This window comes from Streptomyces sp. NBC_01551, assembly GCF_026339935.1.
Lineage (GTDB): Bacteria > Actinomycetota > Actinomycetes > Streptomycetales > Streptomycetaceae > Streptomyces.
Map to the genome: position 1 here is coordinate 6,245,168 of NZ_JAPEPX010000001.1, position 22,242 is coordinate 6,267,409.

A 22,242-nucleotide genomic window follows, 5' to 3' on the forward strand; every position below is an offset into this window, starting at 1 on the left:
CAGCGATGGCTTCTCTGCACTACGAAATACTCACCGATCCGGCTCCGCTTCAGGTGCCGGTCGCGGGCGAGGAACGCCAGGGGTCCGTCTACATCGTCGTCTCCAATCCCACCCTGGACGAGGTGATCTGGTACTCCATCGAGATACGAGTGCCCTGCGGCCAGGCGGACGGTGATCTGACGGCACACCCGAAGACGATCACCGCGCGGGTCGAGCGGAACACCGCGACGAGGAAGGGGGAGGAGCCGATCGTCGCCTGGGACGACAACACGGGTGTCCTCACCGTGACCGCCCAGCCGAACACGCTGTTCCAGGAGGCCGGCTCCATGGCCCTGGTCCTGGACGGCTTCCCCGTCTCCAGCGCATCGGGACTGGTGCTGCTGCGCGTGACGGAGAGGGCGGCGAACGGCGCCAGGGTGCAGAAGAACCCCATCACCTTGAGCCTGCTGAAGCAGCTGCCCAAGGTTCCGCGCAACTTCCGTGCGAAGCAGTCCCTGGTGGCCGGAGGTCAGGACGTCGTCCTGCAGTGGGACGGGCCCGACACCCTCACCTACCGGATCCAGGGTCCGGACGGCCTCCCGGAGACGGTTACGCCGACACAGGGCACAACCGGCTGGCAGTGGTCGCCGGCGGCGGGCCGGGAGCCGAAGCGGGACGCCACGTACACCCTGATCGCCACCTCCCCGGGCGGGCAGCAGCCCGGGTACTTCCTCACCACCACCGTCCACCTGCGCAGCCCCGAGTTCGAGAGCGTCACCGCGACGACCGGTGTCCACAGCCCGTGGGTCGAGGGCACCACGGACAAGGGCCGGATCGTCTTCAGTGCGCAGGGCGCCCTGATCCGCGACGCCGCCAACGACCTCGGCACCCTCTTCGCGGCCAGGGCCGACGTCGAGACCGTGACCGCGGCGTGGGTCCGGGGGCGCGAGAGCGACGCGGGGTGGATCGGGTTCCCGTCCGACGGAATCAGGGTCGGCCGCGGCGGTGGAAGCGACTTGGGAACCGTCACGGCCGACAAGATCAGCGTGAACGGCATCAACACCCAGTGGGTGGGGGACCGAGACTCGGGCAAGGGATGGGTCGAGTTCCCGCAGTCGGGAGTGAACGTCCGCAAGGACGGAAAGCAGGACTGGGGAACCGTCGCCGCCGACCTGGCGGACCTGAACGGCATCAACACCAAGTGGGTGCAGGGTCGCACGGCCGCCGACGGGTGGATCGAGTTCCCGGCCTCCGGGATGAACGTGTTCCAGGGCGCCGGGAGCCGCCAGTGGGGGACCGTCGCGGCCGACAAGGCAGACCTGAACGACGTGGTCACCGACCGGGCCCAGGTCAAGGAACGTCTGACCCTCCAGGGCGGGCTGAGCGTCGACAACGTGCTGGAGACGCAGGACGGCCCGCCGCGGCTGATCGTCCACGGCAGCCTGGACGCCGAGGGCGAGGTGAAGGCCAACCACACGGTCACTGTCACCGGAGACCTCACCACCCTCGGCATGCTGCGCGTCCAAGGTGAGTCGCGCTTGCAGGGGAAGGTGAACGCCGGCGCGCATCTGTCGGTCCGCAACGGAGGCGCCTGGATCATGCACACGAACGACGGGAACGTCTCGATCAACGGCGAACTGCGCGTCCACGGGGCATTCCGCTCCGATTCCTGATCGGGCTGCCAGCAGGCTGCGTGACGGGCGGTCGAGGGCTGCACCGCCCACCGTCCGTCACGCGGGAACGGCCGGGCCGAGCAGGCCGCCGCATGTGCCCGTCCTGTCGACGGCCTCCAGGACCAGCGTCTGATGCTGTCCGGGCTCGGAGTGAGGCCCGTGTGCGGGGTCGAAGTTCGGCCAACATGGCGCCGTGGCGCTTGCGGGCTTCGCCGGGCAGGCGTATGTCGCCCGGTCTCAGGAGGCGAGGTGGCCGCAACGGCGGCCGAGGTCCAAGCGGAAGGGGAAGCGGAAGCTCCTCAGGGTGTGCCCTTCTCGCTGTGCGCGTACCAAATGACTGCTCACAGCGATGCGGTCGGCGAGGCCGGCGTCCCGCGGGCCGACAGGTGGGGGTTCATGTGGCGAATGAGGTGGGCAGCTCCGCTGGTGCTGCGCCAGAGACACCGCAAGTGCAGGGTTAATCACCTCCAGCGGACGCAAATGCAGGGTGGGAGTTGCATTGCAGGTGGCAAATATGGTGACAGGGTGCTGGACAGGTTCGGGGCCGGCTGTCAGGTTGTGCACATGTCGGTGCGCCGAACTCGAACCGAGGCGTGCTCGTGAACACGGGGCGATGCAAAACGTGTTGACGGGCACCGCGGGCGGAGATGGCCGCGCAGGGGGCGCGGCGCCGCTGCCAGGCGGCGAGCAGTGTGAAGCGGCACCGGATGGTCGGCAGGCAACGAACGCGGGGGGCGGCATGCAGTTCGAACGGGGTCGATGTCACCGCGCGGTGGCTCGCTGAGGGAAAGCGTCAGGCCCAGGAGGCCGGAGCGTCTCTTCGCACTCTCGACCTGGTCGGACCACCACAGCGAGGACCCTAGCCGTCCTGTGATCTCGTACAGGACTCCAGTGCGGTGGTGGAAGTTCCGCTGCTTGGCTCGTCGTCACCTGCCTCTGTGCGAGGTGATCGCGGCCCGTCGAGGCGGCCCTCACCCGCGCCCGCACAGTCATCCGCGCGCTTTGCCATGAATCCCTCAGGCCCACCCGGTGTGGGCGCAGAACAGGAGAACGGTGTCCAGCAGCAGCACCACCTACAGTCAGCTCTTCCGGTCCGGCAGCCACCCCGAGGGCCTGGAGTCGCACCTGGCCCAGTTCGCGGAGACCGCGGGTTCCCGGGACTTCCCGTGCGTGTTCGCCCCCTTGGCCTTACGCAAGGACGAGCTCCTGTTCGGTGTCGGCAACGTCGCGCAGGACAGCTGGAGCGCCGCCGTCACGCTCATGGACCTGGCCACCGAGGCGATCTGGGAGGACCCCGACCAGGTCGTGGTCCTCTGGTTGGACGGGATCGAATCCGACTCCCTCGACAGCGACCACGAGGCCTTCCGGCGGATCCTGCTCACCCTGTTGGAGGCCGGCGGCGAGTGGCCGGCGGACGCGCCGGCCGATCCCGCCGATCCGAAATGGAACTTCTGGTACAAGGGCATCGACTTCTTCATCAACGTCAGCACCCGGCACCACCGGCTGCGGCGCAGCCGCAACCTCGGGGACCCCTTCACCCTCGTCGTCCAGTCCCGGGCCAGCTTCGACCGGCTGCCCGTCCACGCCGCTGCCGCCCGCAGGCAGATACGCCGGCGCATCTCCACGTACGACGCGGTAGAGCTCTCGCCCCACCTGGGCACGCACGGCGACGCGCCTGAACTGCCCCAGTACTTCCTCGGCGACACCAACGGCTGCCCGTACACGGCCGTGACCGAAGACGACGTCACCTCGCACATCGAAGGCATCAGGGGCCAGGCATGACGGGGACGGGTGTGACTGGATCTGGATCTGGATCTGGGTCTTTCCGTTCTGTTCCGGTAGACCGCCGAGGAGCGAGGCAGGCGCTCGGGCTCATCCTGGTGGGCTCCACCGGCATCCAGCTGTCCTCCGCGTTCGCGGCCGGGCTGTTCGACTCGCTGGGGCCCCTGTCCGTCAGCTCCCTGCGCATGGCCATCGCCGCGCTGATCCTGTGTGCGCTGTTCCGGCCGCGGCTGCGCGGGCGGAATCGCGGCCAGTGGACGTCCATCGCCGTCTACGGGGTGGCCATGGCGGCCATGAACCTCTGCCTGTACTCGGCCATCGACCGGATCCCGCTCGGCGTCGCCGTCACCCTGGAGTTCCTGGGGCCCTGCGCGGTGGCGTTCCTGGCGTCGCGGCGGATCCGGGAGGGCCTGTGCGCGCTCGCAGCCTTCGCGGGAGTGTTGCTGATCTCCGGGCCCGGTGGGTACTTCAGCGCGGCCGGCTACGCCTTCGGCCTCGGCGCGGCCGCCTTCTTCGCCCTCTACACCGTCTTCGCGGAGAAGGTCGGCAAGGACGACACGGGGCTGTCCGGGCTCGCCCTGTCGGTGGCGGTCGCCGCCGCCGTCTCCGCACCCTTCGGGATCGGCGCGGTCGGCCGGGTGAGCGGGCACCAGTGGCTGGTACTGGGTGCGGCCGCTGTGGTCGGGGTCGCGATTCCGTACGCCGTCGACACGATCGCCGCCCGAGTCTCCTCCGCGCGGGTGGTCGGCACGCTGTTCAGCATCGACCCCGTCATGGGGTCCCTCGCCGGACTGCTGATCCTCGGCGAGCACATCAGCTGGACCGCGGTCGCCGGCATCGTCGTCGTGGCCGTCGCGGGCGCCGCCGTGGTGTGGCTGGCGGAGGCCACGATCGAGGCGGACGAGCCGCTCGCAGAGGTGTCCGAAACGATCCGGATCTGACGGAGCGAGAGCGGGCGCGCGGAAAAGTCCGCGGACCGGCGCGGCCGCTGGCTCCTGCGTCGTTGGTCTCGCTCCTGCCCGTCGCCTTCAACTGGGCCCAGGGCGGCAACCGCAAGGCCGAGGACTACGGAAGCCTGACCAACATCGGGCCGGCCGCCGCGAGCCTGCTGATCACCGTCGTGCTCCGCCGCTTCCTGCGCGGCTTCCTCAACCTCGCCTTCAACCACCTCGGCCGAACCCCCGCATCGGCCCCAGCCGAGGCCGCCCCCGTGCCGGTGCACTGAGCCTGTACCGGGCCGATGCCGTGTGCGGGCGTCAGTTCGGCCGCGGGCTCGGCGACGTGCCTGCCCGCGGGGCCACTGCCCGAGCCCGAACGCGGCGGCCGAGGGGTGGTTCCCAGAGCCATCGAACATCTCAGCGGCGTCCATGCCTCGCCGCACCCGTTCGAGTGAGTTTCAGGGCGCATATGCCCGAGGCTGCGCGCCCGCGCCATTCGGGCGCTCTCGAACATGCTCACGCCAAAGCAATGCTGCCGTAACAATCTTCCTGGGGAAGCACGGAAGAGCGGATTTTCCGCCTGTAGTACGTGCTGTCACCTCTCCTCAGTTCTCCGGACCAAGGAACAGGACCAGGAACCACCATGACCACCGAGACGGTTCGGCACGACCAGCAGAGTCTCAGTACCTCCACTGCGAGGAATCTGGCCACCACCACCAAGACCGTCCCGCAGATGATGGGGATCACCCCCCGCTACCTGCTGCGGGCGCTGCCCTGGGTGGACCTGGAGGCCGGTGTCTACCGGGTCAACCGCCGGCGGGGCTTCATTCTCGGCGACGGGCTGATCAGCACCTACTCCGACGGTGACGGCGCGTTTCGGGTGATCGCCGAGGACCTCCGGGAAATCGCGTTCCTCCACGACCAGGCGAGCGGCGTACTGAGCGCCCTCGCAAGCGGGTTCGTGCAGCGCGAGGTTACGGCCGGCGAGTTCATCGCCGGCACCGAAGGTCCTGTCGGGCAGCTCCACATCATCGCGTTCGGACGCGCCGAGAAGCGGGCCACCGGCCGGTACGGCGAGGACGCGCTGCTCGCCACGCTCGGCGAAGGAGACTTCTTCGACGCCGCCGCCTGGGCGCGCGGCGAGTCGAGTGCCTACCAGGTCAAGGCAGTCACGCGTTGTACGGTGCTCTCGCTCGACCGGCGGATGCTCTCCGAACTCGCCGACCGGGAGCCGGCCCTGCGCGTCCAGCTGGACACCTACGCCGCCAACGGCCAGGGGCCGACCGATCGCGAGAGCCCCATCGAATTGACCTCTGGCCACACCGGCGAGCTCGATCTGCCGCAGACCTTCGTGGACTATGAGGAGAGCCCCCGCGAGTACGAGCTCAGCATCGCGCAAACCGTGCTGAAGGTGCACACCCGGGTGTCCGACATCTACAACTCCTCGATCGACCAGGTCCAGGCCCAGCTCCGGCTGACCGCCGAGGCACTGCGCGAGCGCCAGGAGTGGGAGATGCTCAACAACCCCGACTACGGCCTGCTCAACAACGTCGTGCCCGGCCAGCGAGTGCACACCCGCAAGGGCGCGCCGACGCCGGACGACCTGGACGAGTTGCTCACCCGGGTCTGGAAGCAGCCCGCGTTCTTCCTGGCCCACCCCAGGGCGATCGCCGCGTTCGGCCGCGAGTGCACCCGGCGCGGTGTGCCGCCGCAGATCGTGGAACTCTTCGGCAGCCCGTTCCTGACCTGGCGCGGCGTACCGCTGCTGCCCTGCGACAAACTGGACCTCAAGGGCTCGGGCAACTCCGTACCCGGAACCACCAACATCCTCCTCATGCGGGTCGGCGAGGCCGAGCAGGGTGTGGTGGGCCTGCGTCCGGCGAAGGTCCCGGACGAGGTGGAGCCCGGGCTGTCGGTGCGCCCCATGGGCGTCGATCGTCAGGCCATCACCTCCTACCTCGTGACCAGCTACTTCTCGGCCGCCGCGCTGGTGGACGACGCCATCGCGGTGCTCCAGAACGTCGAGGTGTCGAACTACTATGACTACTCCTGACGTTGGACTACTCGGCGGATTCCCAAAGCCCGGGACGTTTGCGCCGCCGGACTCCTACCCGCTTCCGGCAGCGCTCGCCCATGCGGCCGGCGGCGCCCGGTACTGGCTGCCACAGCAGAACGAGACACCTGCGGTGGCGCCCCCGACTCCACCGTCATCGCCGACGGACGGTTTCGATGCCGAGGCCGTCCGGCGGGACTTCCCGCAACTGCACCGGGAGGTGAACGGACACCCGCTGGTCTGGCTGGACAACGGGGCCACCACGCTCAAGCCCCGCCAGGTGATCGAGGCGGTGGCCGAGCACTACTCGATGGACACCTCCAATGTCCACCGCGGTGCGCACACCCTGGCCAAGCAGGCCACCCAGGTGTACGAGGAAGGGCGCCAGGCGGCGGCCGAACTGCTCGGTACGCAGGACCAGGACGAAATCGTCTTCGTCCGAGGAACGACCGAAGCCGTCAACCTGGTGGCGCAGAGCTGGGGCCGCGCCCACCTCGGTGTGGGCGACGAAATCCTGGTCTCCGCGGCCGAGCACCACTCCAACCTGGTGCCCTGGCAGCTCATCGCCAAAGAGCGCCGGGCAAGAATCCGGCCGATCCCGCTGCTCCCCGACGGACAGCTGGACCAGGACGCCTACCGCGACATGCTCGGACCCCGGACCAAAATGGTCGCGCTGACCCATGCCTCCAACGTGCTGGGAACCATCCCGCCGGTCGCCGACATGATCGCCCTCGCCCACCGATACGGCGCCAGGGCCCTGATCGACGGCGCCCAGGCCGTGAGCCACTTTCCCGTGGACGTCACCGCCCTGGACGCGGACTTCTACGCCTTCTCGGGGCACAAGATCTTCGCCCCCACCGGTATCGGGGTGCTCTTCGGCAAGCGTGAACTGCTGGAAGCCATGCCCCCATGGCAGGGCGGCGGCAACATGATCGACGGGGTGAGCTTCGAGGAAACCACCTACGCCCCCATCCCGCACCGGCTCGAAGCGGGCACCGGCCACATCGCCGGAGTCGCCGGGCTGCGGGCGGCCCTGCACTACCTCGCCGGTCTGGACCGGGAGGCCGCCACCGCATACGAGGAGCAGCTCACCGCGTACGCGACGGGCGCTCTGGCCACCGTCCCCGGACTGCGCCTGATCGGCAGTGCGCCGGGAAAGATCGGGGTGTTGACCTTCCTCCTTGAGGGGACCGACCCGACCGCGCTGGCCGCGGCACTCGACCAACAGGGCATCGCGGTGCGCGCCGGCCACCACTGCGCGCAGCCGGCGCTGGCCGCCTTCGGTCTGCAGAGCGCGGTCCGGGCCTCGCTGGCCCTGTACAACACGGAGCAGGACGTGAACGCCCTGGTGGCGGCCCTCCACGGCATCCAGGCCCAATCAACTGCCGCGGGTGGCTAGTCGAACCGGAACCCAACGACCTACGGACACCATCCGTTGACGTGTCTTCGTCGACCACGGCGGCGCCGCCACGGGGGAGCCCGCGGCCGCCCGCCGTCGGTCGGCCAGGGGGATGTCGATCATGGTCCCGTCCCACCCTCCGTCGCCACCGCCCACACCGGCCGCCCCCGTCGGGCATCGGAGACCTGGCGCACGCCCGACGCTGATCGGATCCAGCCACTTCCGGGATCATGGGCGCTGTCGGCCGCCTCACCTGTGAACATTCATCACGGACACGTCAAGTTCAGCCGTTGCTACGCGCATGCCTGTGGACCGGCGGCACTGTCATCACGCGGTGGAGGACGAATGACCCGTACGGCGCCGTCATCCCGGGCCTTCCCCGCACCGGGGGCTTCTGCCCCGCAGAGGGACTTCAGAGGGGGGCTGTGCGATGACCGGACTGCGCGTGCTTCAGATACCCGAGAGCTGCGGTTGGAACGAATACGTCGCACTCCAGGAGAGCCACCTCGCAGCCCAAGGGGCCGTGGTGTTGCGCCCGGGCCTGTGTCGCGACGAACCAGGGTTCGCCGCGCCCGGGGACCTCTCCCACGTGGTCGGGGCGGTGCCGGACATCGTGCACCTGCACTGGCCCGAAATGCTCGCAAGGTTGCTCGGCGACGCAGAGGCGATCGCCCTCCTGCGGGAGCTCGCCGCCGGCGGTGCGCGTCTGGTCCAGACGGTGCACGACCTCGCCCCTCACGAAGAGGGGACACACGGCAATGCGAGGTTCATCGACGAGGTCGACTCGCTCACGCACGGCGCCCACTTCTTCACCAAAGAGCACGAGTTGGCCGCACGACGCATCCGCAGGCGGCTGCCCGGGCCGGCTCTGCACCTGCCCCACCCCAGATATCCCCAACTCGCCCCCGGGCGACGGGGATCGCCGTACGGCGCGACGATCGGCTGCTTCGGCCGGCTGCGTCCCTACAAGCGGACCGCCGCCTTCGCGCAGGCGTTCGTCCGCCACGCCGCCGGGGAGCAGCGGCTGCTGATCGCGGGGCACCCGGACGATCCGGCGACCCATCGGACCCTGACCGAGATCGCGGCCGCCCACGACCGGGTCCGCTACCTTCCGGGATTCCACCCCGGTTCCGAGTTCGGTCGGCTCGTGGAGCAGGTGGACTGGATCGCGCTGCCCTACCAACGGGTGTGGTCCAGCGGCGTGCTGGTGGCCGCGGCGCAGCAGGGCCGCCGGATCCTGGCACCACCGCCGGTGGGAGCGGACGCCTACGGGCCGGCGCTCGAGGACTGGCGGATCGTGGAGCCGTGGGACGACGATGTGGCCGTGCTGTGCTGGCAGGAGGCCCTGACCGTCCCGCCGGAAGGGCCACGGATGGCGAGCGGGCCGGGGGCGCTGACCCTGCCTCGGTGGGACGAGGCAGCGGACGCCCTGGGCGACTTCTACCACCGAATCCTGGCGGCGTGATGGTCCACCGCATCGTCGTAGGAGCGGCGGGCTTCATCGGCCGCCCGCTCGCCGCACACTTCGCCGCCCAGCCGGGACACCTTCTCCTCATCGACTCCGATCCGGCCGGGCCCCCTGCCGGCACGGTGCGGGGATGGCACGTTGTCGACTGCCGCTCCGAGCGTTTCAAGCAGTTGGTCGACGCGTTCGTCGACGGGGCCGAACGCGTGGAGCTCTTCCACGCGGCCGGACGGGTACCCCACCTCGCCCGGATCGCCACCAACGACGTAGACGCCTTCCGTGCGGCGATCGAGGACAACCTGGTGACCACCTACGCGGTCCTGCGTACGGTCGCCGAGGCCGCGGCAGCCCACCGCATACCGGGCGCCCTGCTCGTCCTCGGCTCGGTCGGCGGCACCAGGGCACACCGATACAAGGCCGGCTACGACGCGGCCAAGGCCGCCGCCGAGAGCCTCACCCGCAGCTTCGCCCTGGAGTACGGCCCGCTCCACATCTCGACGCGGGCCATCGCGATCGGCCCCATCGACGACTCCTCGACCACTTCCGCCGACGGGGTGCACCTCGACGCCCTCGTCCGCGACGTCCCCCTACAGCGCTACGCGACCCTTGCCGAGGTGGTCCACGCCGTCGCGGCGCTGGCGACACCGGTCTTCGACTTCGCCAACGGCGCGACCTACCTCTTCGACGGGGGCCTCACCCAGCAACTCCGCTCCGAGGCCGTCGAGCGGCCCCCTGAGGACCTGGGAGTTCGCTGAGTCACAGGACGATGGTGAAGACGTGGCTGGTCAGCGGGCGAGTACGTGGCCGTCGTGCGGGCGGTGGTCGCGGGAGCGGCGCAGGTCGGTGGTGACGTAAGTGCGTTGCAGCCAGCGGTCTGCTCCGTCATAACGGGGGTGGAAGGCGGTCCGTCCGTGGACGGTGACGCGGTTGTCGATGACGACCAGGTCGCCGGGTGTCAGGCGCAGGGTGCGGGCACTCGCCTCGCAGGCGCGGCCGAATTCGGCGAGCGCCGCGGCGGCCCGGGGGGTGAGCGGGGTGGTGACGAGTTGGGCCATGCGTATGTCGGGATCCTCGACTGCCCCGGAGAGCACCCCTCGGGGCTTGAGGTCCGGCTCACCGGCGGCGTCGGGGCTGAAGGAGGGGGGTGGGGCGGTGATGAACTCCGGTTCGAACAGGGCCTGACGGCCGGCCGGGGTGAGGTGCGGCAGTGCCTGGCGGATGCCGGCGATGCGCATGCCAGCGCGTCGGTCGTGGTCGGCGCGCAGGCACAGGAAGACCACGTAGTCGGGTGGGTGGGGGTGGAAGCCGTTCTCGGTGTGGAAGGACAGCGGCACCGATCCGGCGTTGCCGTGGAAGGCTTCCTGCCCGGGCACGGGCACGACGTCCTGAACGAGGGCGCCGGACTTCTCGGCCCGGTAGGCGAGGGGCTCGCCGAGCCCGCAGGCCACCATGGTGAGCACCGCCGCCGAGACCGTGGCCCGGCGCTGGACCGAGCCGGGTACGGTCGGAGTCGCGGGCAGGGCCGCCTGACCGACGGGCAGGCCGCCGATCACCAAGGTGCCGTGCGGGCCGGAATGCCTTCTGAACCGGCGTACCTCACGGCGCAGCAGTAGCGGAAGGTCCTCCCAGGCGTCCCGGGCCCGCGCCACCCACTCGGGGCTGTCGACCTGCTCGTCCCCGCGGCCGCACAGGGTGCGGGCCAGCCGCTCGCACGCGTCGGCATCGGCCGGATCCAGGTCCCGGTCTGCGGCGAGGACGGTGCTTTGGGTGGTGTCGGGCGTCGTCTCGGGCATCGGGGTCTCCTGCCGGGGGGCATGGGCGGCGGACGCGCGGACTCACGAGTGGCGCAGGCCGGCCACGGCGTCGGCGATGTAGTGGTCCCCGAATCGGATCAGCGGGGCGTACTGGGCCGCGCGGCGATGGCGCATGAGCCGCAGTTCGGCGACCGCGTTGTCGGGGCCTTCGGGCTTCTGGGCGACGGAACGACGCAGGTGCACCATCGAGTACGCGAGGGTGACGTGCCGTTCACCGTCCACGATGTCGGCTTCCAGGAGAGCACCCCGCGCCTCGGCCAGCTCCGGGGCGCGGGCTGCCAAGCGCTCGTAGGAGTCGGGAACCACGGACAGCAGGTCCTTCATCGCCGCCCGGAAGAGCTTGTATCCGCGATGCTGGCGCCCGCTCAACGGGATGTCCACCGCAGGAGGCGCCATGGTGTGGCGTATCGCCGCCATGTAGTAGTCGGCCGGGATCGTACTGGCGTGGGCCATCGCCGCCGGGAAGCCGCGCACATGCGCCGTCGCATCGGCCAGCCGCGTGAGCGCGGCATCGCCGTCGCCGAGCCGCAGATGGCGGGTGGCGTCGGCCACGGCGACCGCGGCGCAGACGTTGAACAGGACATGGACCTGGTGACCGATGAGCCACCGGGCACTCCACACACTCTCCAACGACGATCCCGCACCGCTCTCGGGGACGGCCACCGGCGGGACGGAATCAAGGTCTGCGCCCGGCGCCGCGCCGGTGAGATCGAGCACCGACTGCCGCATCCCGGCCACCTCCAGCGCCAGGTCGGAACCCGACAGCGGAGCATCACACAGATCTTCCAGCCCGCGGTGGATGACCAGGACACCGTGCAGGGCAGCCTGCTGATCCGACAGCTCCCCCTCACGGACCCGGAAGAACGACTGACTGGTCGACTCCGCCGGCAGTCCCTCGCCGACCACGGCCGGAGCCAGATCGGACAGCGCGGCTGCCAACTCGCCCGCAACCGCGGCGGCTTGCCGCAGCCCGAGGGCGCGCTCGACAGGTCTGGCATGGCTCGACACCGTGGCCAGCACGCGCGCGGTCCGCTTCGCCTCGGCGTCGACCCGTGGGCCCAACACCGGGACGGGCCGCCCGCCTCGGGGCTCTCGGAAGACAGCGACAGCAGGATGACCGGCGACCGGTGATAAGCCCATGGTGGAAGTACTTCGCCAGGAACACTCCACACGAAACCTGATCTGCAAGACCATTCCCGTGCAGCGCACCGGAGTTGGCCGGAACAGAGTTTCGGTGAACTCCTCCAGCTAGCCTCGGCTTCGCCGGTGCCGGTGCCGGTGCCGGTGCCGATGCCGGATCGCCCAGCGGCTGCAAGCTCAACGGCGGCTCTTGCGACACCGCCGCTGTCCCGTGAGGGCTTCGCCGGTTGGCCGTCGACGACGCCTTCGACCCCGCGCGTGGGGGAGCGGTGGCAGCGCTGGTGCCCACGTCGGTCCGAGACCTTCGAGTACCAGGCCGTCATGAACGGCATCGGCCACGGTCAGTACGGCGGCCAGGTGACCCTCGGCACCTCGGGATCCACCGGGACCTACTTCCTCAAGGACGACACCCGCGGCGGCAACAGGACCACCGACCTGGCACACGCCTCCGACGACAACGCGCCCGGCACGCTCTTCACCGACGCCGGCGACGTCTGGAGCGACGTACTCCAACGCCCACTGGTGGGACCAGTCCGGAGGGCTGAGCGAAGCCACGTCCGACATCTTCGGCGCCGTGGTGGAGTTCTGGGTGGACAACCCGTCCGACCCGGGCGACTGCCTGGAGGGCGGGAAGATCGACATCAATGGCGGCGGTACGCCGCTGCGCCACATGGACCGGCCCTCCAAGGACGGCGACTCCGGGACCACCGGCAGCGCGTCCCACGCCGTCGGGACTACCGGGCTACCCGCCCGCCGGGTCCGCGTGGAAGCTCCAGGACTGGTTGCGCCCCGTGTTCGGTCGGTAGGTTCCGACCGGGGCGCCGTCGGCGGTGGAGGCACCGGTGACGTCGAGGAGCGTGCCGGTCGCGCTGTTGATCACGGTGTGGTGCCCGTCTCCGGAGCTGGACAGCATCCATTGCTGCTGCGCGGACGGATCCGGAGGAAGCAGGGTGAGTTCGCCGCCGGCGACAGCGAGGGCCTGGCCGCTGCCCGCGTTCGTCACCCGGTACGAGGCCGTGCTGCTCCAGTCACCGGGCACCGACCTGGTGAGGGTCCACTGCTGCGCGGTGTCGAGCCGGTTCGGGGGGCGCTGGACGAGTGCGCTGCCGACCCCGGCCGAGGCGGCGGTGAGGGCAAGACCGCTGTGGTCGTTGACGAGGAGCCGGGGACCGACGGCGGGGGCGGCCCGCTCGGGGTCGACGCCGGACGCGCCCGGAACGACGAGGGTCGTGACCGAGTGGGGGGCGAGGGTCACGGCAAGGCGTTTGCCGGTGGGGGAGACGTCGGCTTCCCGGTGGACGTTGCGGGTAGCGTCCGTGGTGTAGCGCTGCACCGGTGCGGAGGAAACGCTCCGGAAGCCGGTGAGGTCCAGGGCGATCGTCCGGGCCGAACCCGTGGGGTTGGTGTGCACCACGACCGCACCCTGCCCGCCGGGACGCACCGCTGCCAGGGTGTGGTCGTCGTCCGTGCCGATGACGCGGGAGCCGGGCCGGATGAACCGGCTGTACTGGGCCATCGCCCAGTACTTCTTGTTCTTGCGCAGCGGCTCCGTCGCGGCACGGGTGGGGGTGAAGTCGGTCTGGATCAGACCCCAGTTGGAGTCCTCGTGGGCCGGGGTCATGTTCTCGTAGTCCTCAACGGCCTGCCACAGCACCCAGGCCCGCGGTTCGAGCTGCGTGAGGTCGTCGGTGATGCGCTCGGCGAGGTCGAGGGCCGGGCTCATGTCGGTGAAGCTCTGCGGGACCGTGCCGCCGAGGTCCACCTCCGACATCCACAGGGGCGTGTGCGCCCCCTTGGCGATGTCCCGCGCCCCGCTGCGCCCGTTCGTCCCGTACGTGTGGGTGTTGAGCCGGCCGATGGACGAGCGGACCGTGCTGCCGTAACCGTCCCAGTTGGCACGGAACATGTCCGGGTCCGTCTCGTCCATCGCCGCGATCGGCGTGCTCAGCCCGCTGCGGTCCAGCTCGGCGCGCAGTGCCGTGATCATGCGGGCCTGGGAGCCGGGGGACCAGTGGGAGCCTTCCTGGCGTCCGCCCGCACGCCAGTAGGCGGTGCCCGGTTCGTTGACGGGCGACACGGAGGCGAAGGTGACGCCCGTACTGTTCTGCACGCGCCGCAAGGCCCCGGCCAGGTAGGCGGCGAAGCGCTCGTACTGGTCCGGGCGGAGGTTGTCCCGTGTGGGGTCGACCGCGCCGGAGACGAGTCCGCTGTCGGTCATGAAGTGCGGCGGGGAGTTCGAGAACGCCTCGAAGGTGTCGGCGCCCCGGGCCTTGGCCGCCTTGAGCCACCAGCGCTGGTTGCCGTCGGCGTACGAGTCCCAGTGATCGGGGTCGTCCGGGTCCCACCCGTCGGGCGTCTCGGGGCCGGGCCGGTTCCAGTGGCCGGGTACGGCTGCCCCGGCGCGCATGTAGGGCTCGGTCTCCGGGCTGTCGCCGCCGCCGATGTTGTAGCGGGCGATGGTGAGGCCGAGTCCTTCGGCGCCGTAGAGGGCGTCGGCGAGCCGGTTGCGCTGGGCGTCGGGCCAGCCGCCCGTGACGTTGGCGAACCAGGCGAGCGCGGTGCCCCACCCCTCGAACGGCGCCTGCTGGTAACCGGGATCGAGGCGGACGGGCACCACCACCGCCGCCGCCCGGGCGGGGTCGGCTGCGGCCGGCGGTGACGCCGCACCGCCGGCGAGGAGTGCGGCGACGGCCGCGAGCGAGGTCGCGAGGGCGGTGCGCATGCGGCGCCGGGCGACGCCCGGGGGCCTTCTTCTGGTTCCGAGCACAGCTGGTCTCCTGTCGGGAGCGGAGGCGTGACGGGGCGATGGCGCGATGTTTGCGTTAACATAGAAAGGATGGGGAGAGTGTCGAAGCGGTGGGCGGACGTGTCAAGAGAACCGGCGAGTAGCGTGAGCGCCCGCCTCTGCGGTGCGCAGCGCTAACATCCGTACGGAGTGCACCACGCACTCGGTTCGGAGCAGGGGTTCGGAGGTCCGGTTCACATGCCGCGCGAGGTCGGAGCAAGATCGCCGAGGTCCCGTCCGCTGCGCCAGTCGCCGTCCATGGCCGATGTCGCCGCGATGGCGGGGGTCTCGTCGCAGACGGTCTCCCGCGTGGCCAACAACCGGGAGAACGTCGACGCGTCCACCCGCGAGCGGGTGCTGGCCGCGATGAAGATGCTCGGGTACCGGCCCAACACGGCTGCCCGGGCGCTGGTCACCGGACGCTTCGGCACGCTGGGCGTCATCAGCTTCGACATCAGCGCCTACGGCAACGCCAGGACCTTCGCCGCCATCTCCGACGCCGCCCGCGAAGCCGACCTGTTCGTGAACTTCATGGGAGCCCGGGCGCAGACCGGAGCCGCCGTGCGCCAGGCGTTCCAGCAGCTGATGGTCCAGTCGGTGGACGGCATCATCCTCATCGAGTCGCAGATCCTGGACACCCCCGAACTCCGGCTGCCGTCCGCCGTCCCCGTGGTCTTCGCCGACGGGGACACCGGCCACCGCTACGCCAACGTCGACATCGACCAGGCCGAGGGCACCCGCAGCGTCGTGGCGCACCTGCTGGGCCTCGGCCACCGTACGGTCTGGCACGTCGCGGGGCCCCGCGACTCCTACGCGGCCCGCCGCCGGGCCGAGGCGTGGCACCGCTCGCTCAAGGACGCGGGCACCGTCGTACCACCGCTCCTCTACGGTGACTGGTCCGCGGCCTCGGGGTACCGCGCCGGACGTGAACTGGCCGGCCGCCCGGAAGTGACCGCGATCTTCGCCGCCAACGACCAGATGGCCCTCGGCGTCATGCGCGCCCTTCACGAGGCGGGGCGGCGCGTTCCGCAGGACGTGAGCGTGACCGGCTTCGACGACGTTCCCGAGGCCGCCTTCTTCCCCGCCCCCCTCACCACGGTCCGGCAGGACTTCGACGCCGTGGGCCGCCACTGCGTCACGCTGCTCCTCGAGCAGATCGGCGGCGAGACGGGCAGCCCGCGACAGGCGTCGGTGGCGCCCGTCCTGGTGGTGCGCGAGAGTACGGCGGCCCCGGCCGGCTGAGTGGCCGGACGCCGGGCCGCCCTCAGGGCGTCTGGGCTTTCGCCGCCCTGGCGGCACGCCGCCCCGCCGCCACGGTGGCGAAGGTCTCGCGGTCGTCGAGGAAGCCCTCCAGGGCGAAGGTGGCGGCTCCGAGGCTCACCGGGTTGTCCGGCACGGTGCTCCGCTGGAAGGTGAGCGCCTGGAGCGTCGCCGGCAGCGCGTGCGCCGCGATGACGTCGCGGGTCTGCCGCAGCAGCGGCTCGCCGAGCCGCTCGGCCACCCACCCGCCCAGTACCAGGGTCTGCGGATTGAACAGGTTGAGGAGATCGGCCGCGGCCTCCCCCAGGTAGCGGGCGGTCCGCGCCACGGTTTCGGCGGCCACGGCGTCGCCCTCCGCCGCGGCGCGGGCGACCTTGGTGACGACGGCGTCCTCGTCGGGGTCCAGGAGGGGGCTTTCCGCGTCCAGTTCCCGTACGGTGCGGGCGATGCCCCGGGTGCTGACGTAGGCCTCGACGCAGCCCTTCCTGCCGCACCTGCACTCCCGGCCGCCGCGGACCAGGCACGTGTGACCCCACTCCCCGGCGCTGTTGGTGGCTCCCCGGTAGAGCGCTCCGTCGACCGCGATGCCCGCGCCGACGCCGGCCCGGAGGGTCAGTACGACGAGGTCGTCGACCTCGCGTCCGGCGCCGAACCACATCTCGGCGACGGTACCGGCCTTGAGCGGATTGTCCAGGTACAGGGGCATCGGGAGGCGCTCGGCGAGAAGGGAGCGCAGGGGCACGTCGCGCCAGGACCAATAGGGCGAGAACACGGACACGCCGCCCTCGCGCTCCACGAGGCCGGGGACGCTGACCCCCGCGCCGAGGATGCGCGGGGCCACGCCCGTGACGTCCGAGAGACCCTCGACCCCCGTCACGATGGCGTCGACCACGTCGTCCGGCCGGACATCCGTCTGCGGCAGCGGCAGCCGTACGCTGCGCAGCACCGTCAGCGCCAGGTCGAACAGCTCGACCTGGACGGACGTCTCCGCCACGTCGATCCCGACCAGCGCCCCCCGCTCCGCGTTGACCGCGAGGCGCGCCCGTGGGCGCCCGCCCTTCGAGTCCTCGTGGCCGGCCTCGCGGAGGACTCCCGCCTCCAGCAGCTCCGCGACGAGGTTGGCCACGGTCGCGAAGGACAGCCCGGTCGCCGCGGCGATCTCCTGCCGGCTCACCGGGCCGGGGGCGGCGAAGACGCACCGCAGCGCGTCGAACCGGTTGCGGCGGCGGATGTCCTGGGCGGTGCGTTTCGCCATGGGGGTGCGTCCTTCCCTTGTCGTGGCAGAGGCCGTCGGATGTCGACCGATCTTATTCCATGCGTTGGACGATGAGTATTTACATGGGTTAGAAGAACTCCTAGAGTTTCGCCGCACACGAAGTCGTACACGAAGTCGCCCCCGAGTCGCAGAAGAGAGGAGCGACACCATGCACCTGACCGCACTGCCGTGTGCGCCCGTGCCGGGACGCCTCACCGAGGGGCCCGTCTGGCACGCCGGACGCGGTGACCTGCTGTGGGTGGACATCACGGCGGGCCTCGTCCACCGGGCCCGACTGGTGGCCCGCGACGACGACAGCGGTCTGCCGGACCTCGGGCCCAGGACGACCGTCAGCCTCGACCGACCCGTCGGAGCGGTCGCGCCCTGCGCGTCCGGCGGGCTCCTCGCGGCCGCCGGAACGTCCTTCCTGCGGGTCGACGGCGCCGGGGCGGTCACGGAGTTCGCCGCCCCCGTCGTCCCCGACGACGGCACACCGCGACGGTTCAACGACGCCAAGTGCGACCCCGGCGGCCGGCTGCTGGTCGGCACCATGGCCTACGACGCGACCCCGGGCGCGGGCACCCTCTACCGCCTCGACCCCGACGGCACCGTGACGACCGTGCTGAGCCCGGTCACCATCTCCAACGGCCTCGGCTGGAGCCCCGACGGCCGGCTGCTGTACTACGCGGACAGCCCGACGCGCCGCGTCGACGTCTTCGACCACGACCCCGTCACCGGCGCCCTCTCGGCCCGCCGCCCCTTCGCCGACACCGGCCCCGCCGGCGTGCCGGACGGCCTGGCCGTCGACACCGAGGGCCGGGTCTGGGTGGCGGTGTGGGGAGCCGGGCAGGTCAGGGCCTACATCCCCGACGGCGCACTCCACGCCGTCGTGACGGTCCCCGCCTCACAGGTGTCCAGCTGCGCCTTCGCGGGCCCGGACCTGGATCTCCTGATGATCACCACCGCGGCCGACGGTCTGACGGCCGAGCAGCTCGCGGCGGAGCCGCACGCCGGCCGGCTCTTCATCTGCCGACCCGGTGCCACCGGCTTGCCGGTCCCGCCCTTCGCCGACGACCCGGCGCAGTTGCCCGGGTCCTCCACCACCTCATACGACCCCCGAGGTTCCGCATGACGACCGACCTGGTCCCCGCACTCGCCGCCGCCCCCGTGATAGCGATCCTGCGTTCCCGATCGCCCCGCCACTTCGCCGCCACCGCCGACGCCCTCCACGAAGCGGGCATCCGGGCCGTGGAGTTCACCCTCACCACACCGGGAGTCCTGCACGCGTTGCGCGAGTACGCCGAGTCCAAGCCGGCCGGTACCGCCCTCGGCGCGGGCACCGTGATGACCCCGGCCGACGCGATGCGCGCCGTGGAAGCCGGGGCCACCTACCTCATCACGCCGGCCACCTGCCTGGACGTCATCAGGGAGGCCCGCCGCCTCGGCGTCCCGGTGCTCCCCGGCGCCCTGACACCGAGCGAGATCGTGGCGGCGTGGCGGGAGGGCGCCACCATGGTCAAGCTCTTCCCCGCCTCGGCCGGAGGTCCGGAGTACCTGCGGGCCGTCCGGGCGCCCCTGCCGCACGTACCGCTCATCCCCACCGGAGGCATCGGCCTCGACCAGGCGCCCGCCTATCTCGCAGCGGGCGCGCGCGCCCTGGGCATGGGCAGCCCGCTGATCGCAGACGCCTGCGAGGGCGGTGACCTGGATGCGCTCCGGGAGCGCGCCGCCACACTGCTGGACGGCATCCGCTCATGACCGCGCTCGTCACCCTCGGGGAAGCCATGGCCGTCCTGGCCGCCGACCGGCCCGGCCCGCTCGCCTCCGGCACCTCGCTCCGCCTGGGGTTCGCGGGAGCCGAGGCCACGGTCGCCATCGGCGTCAGCCGCCTCGGCCACCCGGCGTCCTGGACCGGACGGGTCGGGGCCGACAGCGCCGGCACGATGATCCTCGACGGACTGCGCGGTGAGGCCGTCGACGTCACCCGGGCACGCGTCGACGACACCGCACCGACCGGACTCATGCTGCGCGAACGCCGCACGCCCGACCACACCCGCGTCACCTACTACCGTCGCGGGCTCGCCGGATCACGCCTCACTCCCGCCGACGTCGACCCGGAACTCGTCGCCCGGGCCCGGGTCCTCCACGTCACCGGCATCACCCCCGCCCTCGGCGACGGGCCGCGGGCCGCCGTACGGCGGGCCGTCGACCTCGCCCGAGCCGCCGGCGTCACCGTCAGCCTGGACCTCAACTACCGGGCCCGGCTGTGGACCCGGGAGGAGGCAGCGGCCGAACTGGCCGACCTCGTCACCCGCGCGGACATCGTCTTCGCCGGTCCCGACGAGGCCTCGCTGGCCGTCCCCGAGGCCGAACCCGCCACCATGGCGCGGACCCTGCTCGACCTCGGCCCGCGCGAAGCCGTACTGAAACTCGGCGCCAGGGGTGCCGTCGCCGTCAGGCGCGGCGCCGAGGCCGTCCAGGACGTCGTGCCGGTCACCCTGGTGGATCCGATCGGCGCAGGCGACGCCTTCGTCGCCGGATACCTCGCCGGACTCCTCGACGGCACTCCCCTCCCGGGCCGGCTCCTGCTCGCCGCGACGTGCGGGGCCTTCGCGGTGGCCGCGTCCGGCGACTGGGAGGGCCTGCCCCGGCGCGCCGAACTGGGCCTCCTCCAGGGAGCGGACGTCACCCGCTGACCGGTCAGTCCCGGCGACCCCCCCGCCCACTCCACCCTCACCCCGCTCCACCCCACCACCACTCCACCCACGAAAGACCAGCCATGAACCGATTCACAGGGCGGACCGCCGTCGTCACCGGCGCCTCGTCCGGCATCGGCGCAGCCAGCGCCGTACGTCTGGCCGCCGAAGGGGCTGCCGTCGTCCTCGCCGACATAGACGAGGCGGCGGGCACCGCACTCGCGCGGAAGATCCGCGACGAGGGCGGCCGCGCGGAGTTCGTGCCGTGCGACGTCTCTTCCGAACAGGAGTGGCGCGGCCTGAAAGAGCGCACGCACACGCTGTTCGGCCCGGTGGCCATCGTGCACAGCAACGCCTTCACGCACACGCCCGCGCCCGCCCACGAACTGCCCGGCAGCGACTGGGACCGTGACATGGCCGTCAACCTCAAGGCGCCCTACCTGGCCGTACGGACCTTCCTCGACGACCTGCGCGCCGCCCGCGGCTCCTTCGTCGCCACGTCCAGCGTGCACGCGCTGTGCAGCCTGCCGGGGTACCCCGCCTACGCCGCGGCGAAGGGAGGCATGTGCGCGCTCGTCCGCCAGCTCGCGGTCGAGTACGGACCGGACGTGCGGTTCAACTCCGTGCTGCCCGGCCCCATCCTCACCGAGAACTGGCAGGACGTGGACGAGGAGGGCCGTCTGCTCTCTGCACGTGCCACAGCGCTCGGACGGCTGGGCCACCCCGACGAGGTAGCGGCCGCCGTCGCCTTCCTCGCGTCCGACGACGCCTCGTACATCACCGGCACGAACCTGACCGTGGACGGCGGCTGGACCGTGAAGAAGGAGTCCAAGTGAAGATCACATCCCTGAGGACCCACCTCGTCGCCCCCCGCTGGTGCTTTCTGCGCGTGGACACCGACGAGGGCATCACCGGCTGGGGCGAACCGGTCGTCGAGGGCCGTGCGCACACTGTCGCCGCGGCCGTCGAGGAACTGTCCGACTACCTCGTGGGCCAGGACCCGATGCGCATCGAGGACCACTGGCAGGTCCTCACCAAGGGTGGCTTCTACCGCGGCGGCCCCGTCCTGTCCAGCGCGGTCGCGGGCATCGACCAGGCACTGTGGGACATCGCGGGCAAGGCGCTGGGCGTGCCGGTGTGGCAGCTGCTCGGCGGCAACGTCCGGGACCGGGCACGGGTGTACAGCTGGATCGGCGGCGACCGGCCGACCGACGTCGCCCAGCAGGCAGCCGCCCGCAAGGCCGAGGGCTTCACGGCCGTCAAGATGAACGCCTCGCCCCAGCTGGAACTGATCGACACGCCGCGGGCCGTCCGCGACATCGTCGAACGGGTGGAGAGCGTCCGCTCGGAGGTCGGCGACGGCTTCGACATCGCCGTGGACTTCCACGGCCGCCTCACCCTCCCCATGGCACGGCGGGTGCTTCCCCTCCTGGAGCCGTACCTGCCGTTCTTCGTCGAGGAACCGGTGGTCCCCGAGATGAGCGCCCACATCGGCGAGATCGTGCGCTCCACCAGCATCCCCATCGCCACCGGAGAACGGCTCTACTCCCGGTGGGACTTCAAGACGGTGCTCCAGCAGGGGATCGCCGTGGCCCAGCCCGACCTCTCGCACGCCGGCGGGATCTCGGAGGTGCGGCGCATCGCGGCGATGGCGGAGGCCCACGACGTCTCCCTCGCGCCGCACTGCCCGCTCGGCCCGATCGCGCTGGCCGCCTGCCTCCAGGTCGGCTTCGCCACACCCAACCTGCTGATCCAGGAGCAGAGCCTCGGGATCCACTACAACGCCGGGTCGGACCTGCTGGACTACCTCACCGACCGGTCCGTCTTCCGTTACGAGGACGGCCACGTCGCCCTGCTCACCGCACCCGGACTGGGCATCGACGTCGACGAGAAGGCCGTCGAACGCGCCGCCGAGACGGGCCATCGGTGGCGCAACCCGGTGTGGCGACGGGCCGACGGCTCCCTCGCCGAATGGTGACGGGGAGGAGGGGGGCTGCTGCCGC

General features: G+C 71.3%; 17 protein-coding genes and 3 pseudogenes. 16 read left to right on the forward strand and 4 right to left on the reverse strand.

The window, feature by feature from the left end:
* Positions 1 to 5: 5 nt before the first annotated feature.
* The 8 genes and pseudogenes from OG982_RS28090 to OG982_RS28125 all read left to right on the forward strand — a co-directional run bounded on the left by OG982_RS28090 (position 6) and on the right by OG982_RS28125 (position 10,044).
* Positions 6 to 1,652 (forward strand): hypothetical protein, encoded by a 1,647-nt coding sequence (locus tag OG982_RS28090; RefSeq protein ID WP_266949632.1) that lies wholly within the window; start codon positions 6 to 8, stop codon positions 1,650 to 1,652.
* Positions 1,653 to 2,705: 1,053 nt separating this feature from the next.
* A complete protein-coding gene (locus OG982_RS28095; protein WP_266949633.1) occupies positions 2,706 to 3,434 on the forward strand; it encodes a YqcI/YcgG family protein in 729 nt (242 codons plus the stop codon).
* 98 nt (positions 3,435 to 3,532) lie between these two features.
* Positions 3,533 to 4,375, forward strand: a complete 843-nt coding sequence (locus OG982_RS28100) for a DMT family transporter (RefSeq protein WP_266949635.1) — start codon at positions 3,533 to 3,535, stop codon at positions 4,373 to 4,375.
* Between the two features lie 65 nt (positions 4,376 to 4,440).
* A pseudogene (locus tag OG982_RS28105) lies at positions 4,441 to 4,584 on the forward strand (purine permease); the annotation flags it as partial.
* 431 nt (positions 4,585 to 5,015) lie between these two features.
* Positions 5,016 to 6,425, forward strand: coding sequence for a family 2B encapsulin nanocompartment shell protein (locus OG982_RS28110; RefSeq protein WP_266949636.1), 1,410 nt, complete (start codon positions 5,016 to 5,018; stop codon positions 6,423 to 6,425).
* A complete protein-coding gene (locus OG982_RS28115) occupies positions 6,412 to 7,824 on the forward strand; it encodes a SufS family cysteine desulfurase (RefSeq protein ID WP_266949637.1) in 1,413 nt (470 codons plus the stop codon). Before OG982_RS28110 ends, OG982_RS28115 begins: the two co-directional genes overlap by 14 nt.
* 430 nt (positions 7,825 to 8,254) lie before the next feature.
* Positions 8,255 to 9,289 (forward strand): hypothetical protein, encoded by a 1,035-nt coding sequence (locus OG982_RS28120; protein ID WP_266949639.1) that lies wholly within the window; start codon positions 8,255 to 8,257, stop codon positions 9,287 to 9,289.
* On the forward strand, positions 9,289 to 10,044 hold the full coding sequence (locus tag OG982_RS28125; RefSeq protein ID WP_266949997.1) for an SDR family oxidoreductase: 756 nt from the start codon (positions 9,289 to 9,291) through the stop codon (positions 10,042 to 10,044). The genes OG982_RS28120 and OG982_RS28125 overlap by 1 nt, the downstream gene beginning before the upstream one ends.
* Positions 10,045 to 10,074: 30 nt before the next feature.
* Here the strand turns inward: OG982_RS28125 and OG982_RS28130 are convergent, their stop codons facing one another.
* On the reverse strand, positions 10,075 to 11,082 hold the full coding sequence (locus OG982_RS28130; protein ID WP_266949641.1) for a TauD/TfdA family dioxygenase: 1,008 nt from the start codon (positions 11,080 to 11,082) through the stop codon (positions 10,075 to 10,077).
* Between the two features lie 42 nt (positions 11,083 to 11,124).
* Complete coding sequence (locus OG982_RS28135; protein WP_266949643.1) at positions 11,125 to 12,123, reverse strand: hypothetical protein; 999 nt, start codon at positions 12,121 to 12,123, stop codon at positions 11,125 to 11,127.
* 441 nt (positions 12,124 to 12,564) lie between these two features.
* Here OG982_RS28135 and OG982_RS28140 point away from each other — a divergent pair.
* Together OG982_RS28140 and OG982_RS28145 are read left to right on the forward strand one after the other, a co-directional pair.
* Positions 12,565 to 12,690 (forward strand): annotated as a pseudogene (locus tag OG982_RS28140) (hypothetical protein); the annotation flags it as partial.
* Between the two features lie 130 nt (positions 12,691 to 12,820).
* Positions 12,821 to 12,886, forward strand: a pseudogene (locus OG982_RS28145) (hypothetical protein); the annotation flags it as partial.
* A gap of 99 nt (positions 12,887 to 12,985) precedes the next feature.
* On the opposite strand, the gene OG982_RS28150 reads toward OG982_RS28145, so the two are convergent.
* Positions 12,986 to 15,010, reverse strand: coding sequence for a glycoside hydrolase (locus tag OG982_RS28150; RefSeq protein ID WP_266949645.1), 2,025 nt, complete (start codon positions 15,008 to 15,010; stop codon positions 12,986 to 12,988).
* A 276-nt stretch (positions 15,011 to 15,286) separates the two neighbouring features.
* On the opposite strand from OG982_RS28150, the gene OG982_RS28155 reads away from it, so the two are divergent.
* Positions 15,287 to 16,270: a LacI family DNA-binding transcriptional regulator gene (locus tag OG982_RS28155; RefSeq protein ID WP_266782055.1), complete on the forward strand. Its 984-nt coding sequence runs from the start codon at positions 15,287 to 15,289 to the stop codon at positions 16,268 to 16,270.
* Between the two features lie 22 nt (positions 16,271 to 16,292).
* On the opposite strand, the gene OG982_RS28160 is transcribed toward OG982_RS28155, so the two are convergent.
* Positions 16,293 to 17,543, reverse strand: a complete 1,251-nt coding sequence (locus OG982_RS28160) for an ROK family transcriptional regulator (protein ID WP_266949647.1) — start codon at positions 17,541 to 17,543, stop codon at positions 16,293 to 16,295.
* 169 nt (positions 17,544 to 17,712) lie between these two features.
* On the opposite strand from OG982_RS28160, the gene OG982_RS28165 reads away from it, so the two are divergent.
* The 5 genes from OG982_RS28165 to dgoD all read left to right on the forward strand — a co-directional run bounded on the left by OG982_RS28165 (position 17,713) and on the right by dgoD (position 22,217).
* Positions 17,713 to 18,675 (forward strand): SMP-30/gluconolactonase/LRE family protein, encoded by a 963-nt coding sequence (locus OG982_RS28165; protein ID WP_266949648.1) that lies wholly within the window; start codon positions 17,713 to 17,715, stop codon positions 18,673 to 18,675.
* Positions 18,672 to 19,301 (forward strand): bifunctional 4-hydroxy-2-oxoglutarate aldolase/2-dehydro-3-deoxy-phosphogluconate aldolase, encoded by a 630-nt coding sequence (locus OG982_RS28170; protein ID WP_266782049.1) that lies wholly within the window; start codon positions 18,672 to 18,674, stop codon positions 19,299 to 19,301. The genes OG982_RS28165 and OG982_RS28170 overlap by 4 nt, the downstream gene beginning before the upstream one ends.
* On the forward strand, positions 19,298 to 20,239 hold the full coding sequence (locus OG982_RS28175; RefSeq protein WP_266949650.1) for a sugar kinase: 942 nt from the start codon (positions 19,298 to 19,300) through the stop codon (positions 20,237 to 20,239). The genes OG982_RS28170 and OG982_RS28175 overlap by 4 nt, the downstream gene beginning before the upstream one ends.
* A gap of 83 nt (positions 20,240 to 20,322) precedes the next feature.
* A complete protein-coding gene (locus OG982_RS28180; RefSeq protein WP_266949651.1) occupies positions 20,323 to 21,075 on the forward strand; it encodes an SDR family NAD(P)-dependent oxidoreductase in 753 nt (250 codons plus the stop codon).
* The gene (dgoD, locus tag OG982_RS28185) at positions 21,072 to 22,217 is read left to right on the forward strand and encodes a galactonate dehydratase (protein ID WP_266782043.1); all 1,146 of its coding nucleotides are present in this window, start codon (positions 21,072 to 21,074) and stop codon (positions 22,215 to 22,217) included. The genes OG982_RS28180 and dgoD overlap by 4 nt, the downstream gene beginning before the upstream one ends.
* Positions 22,218 to 22,242: the final 25 nt, after the last annotated feature.

Bases quoted from the DNA above. Each gene is read 5' to 3' on its own strand.
- OG982_RS28155 (WP_266782055.1), top strand. From the start codon at position 15,287: ATGGCCGATGTCGCCGCGATGGCGGGGGTCTCGTCGCAGACGGTCTCC.
- OG982_RS28090 (WP_266949632.1), top strand. From the start codon at position 6: ATGGCTTCTCTGCACTACGAAATACTCACCGATCCGGCTCCGCTTCAG.
- OG982_RS28175 (WP_266949650.1), top strand. From the start codon at position 19,298: ATGACCGCGCTCGTCACCCTCGGGGAAGCCATGGCCGTCCTGGCCGCC.
- OG982_RS28180 (WP_266949651.1), top strand. From the start codon at position 20,323: ATGAACCGATTCACAGGGCGGACCGCCGTCGTCACCGGCGCCTCGTCC.
- OG982_RS28110 (WP_266949636.1), top strand. From the start codon at position 5,016: ATGACCACCGAGACGGTTCGGCACGACCAGCAGAGTCTCAGTACCTCC.
- OG982_RS28165 (WP_266949648.1), top strand. From the start codon at position 17,713: ATGCACCTGACCGCACTGCCGTGTGCGCCCGTGCCGGGACGCCTCACC.
- OG982_RS28170 (WP_266782049.1), top strand. From the start codon at position 18,672: ATGACGACCGACCTGGTCCCCGCACTCGCCGCCGCCCCCGTGATAGCG.
- OG982_RS28120 (WP_266949639.1), top strand. From the start codon at position 8,255: ATGACCGGACTGCGCGTGCTTCAGATACCCGAGAGCTGCGGTTGGAAC.
- OG982_RS28160 (WP_266949647.1), bottom strand. From the start codon at position 17,543: ATGGCGAAACGCACCGCCCAGGACATCCGCCGCCGCAACCGGTTCGAC.
- OG982_RS28125 (WP_266949997.1), top strand. From the start codon at position 9,289: ATGGTCCACCGCATCGTCGTAGGAGCGGCGGGCTTCATCGGCCGCCCG.
- OG982_RS28130 (WP_266949641.1), bottom strand. From the start codon at position 11,082: ATGCCCGAGACGACGCCCGACACCACCCAAAGCACCGTCCTCGCCGCA.
- OG982_RS28115 (WP_266949637.1), top strand. From the start codon at position 6,412: ATGACTACTCCTGACGTTGGACTACTCGGCGGATTCCCAAAGCCCGGG.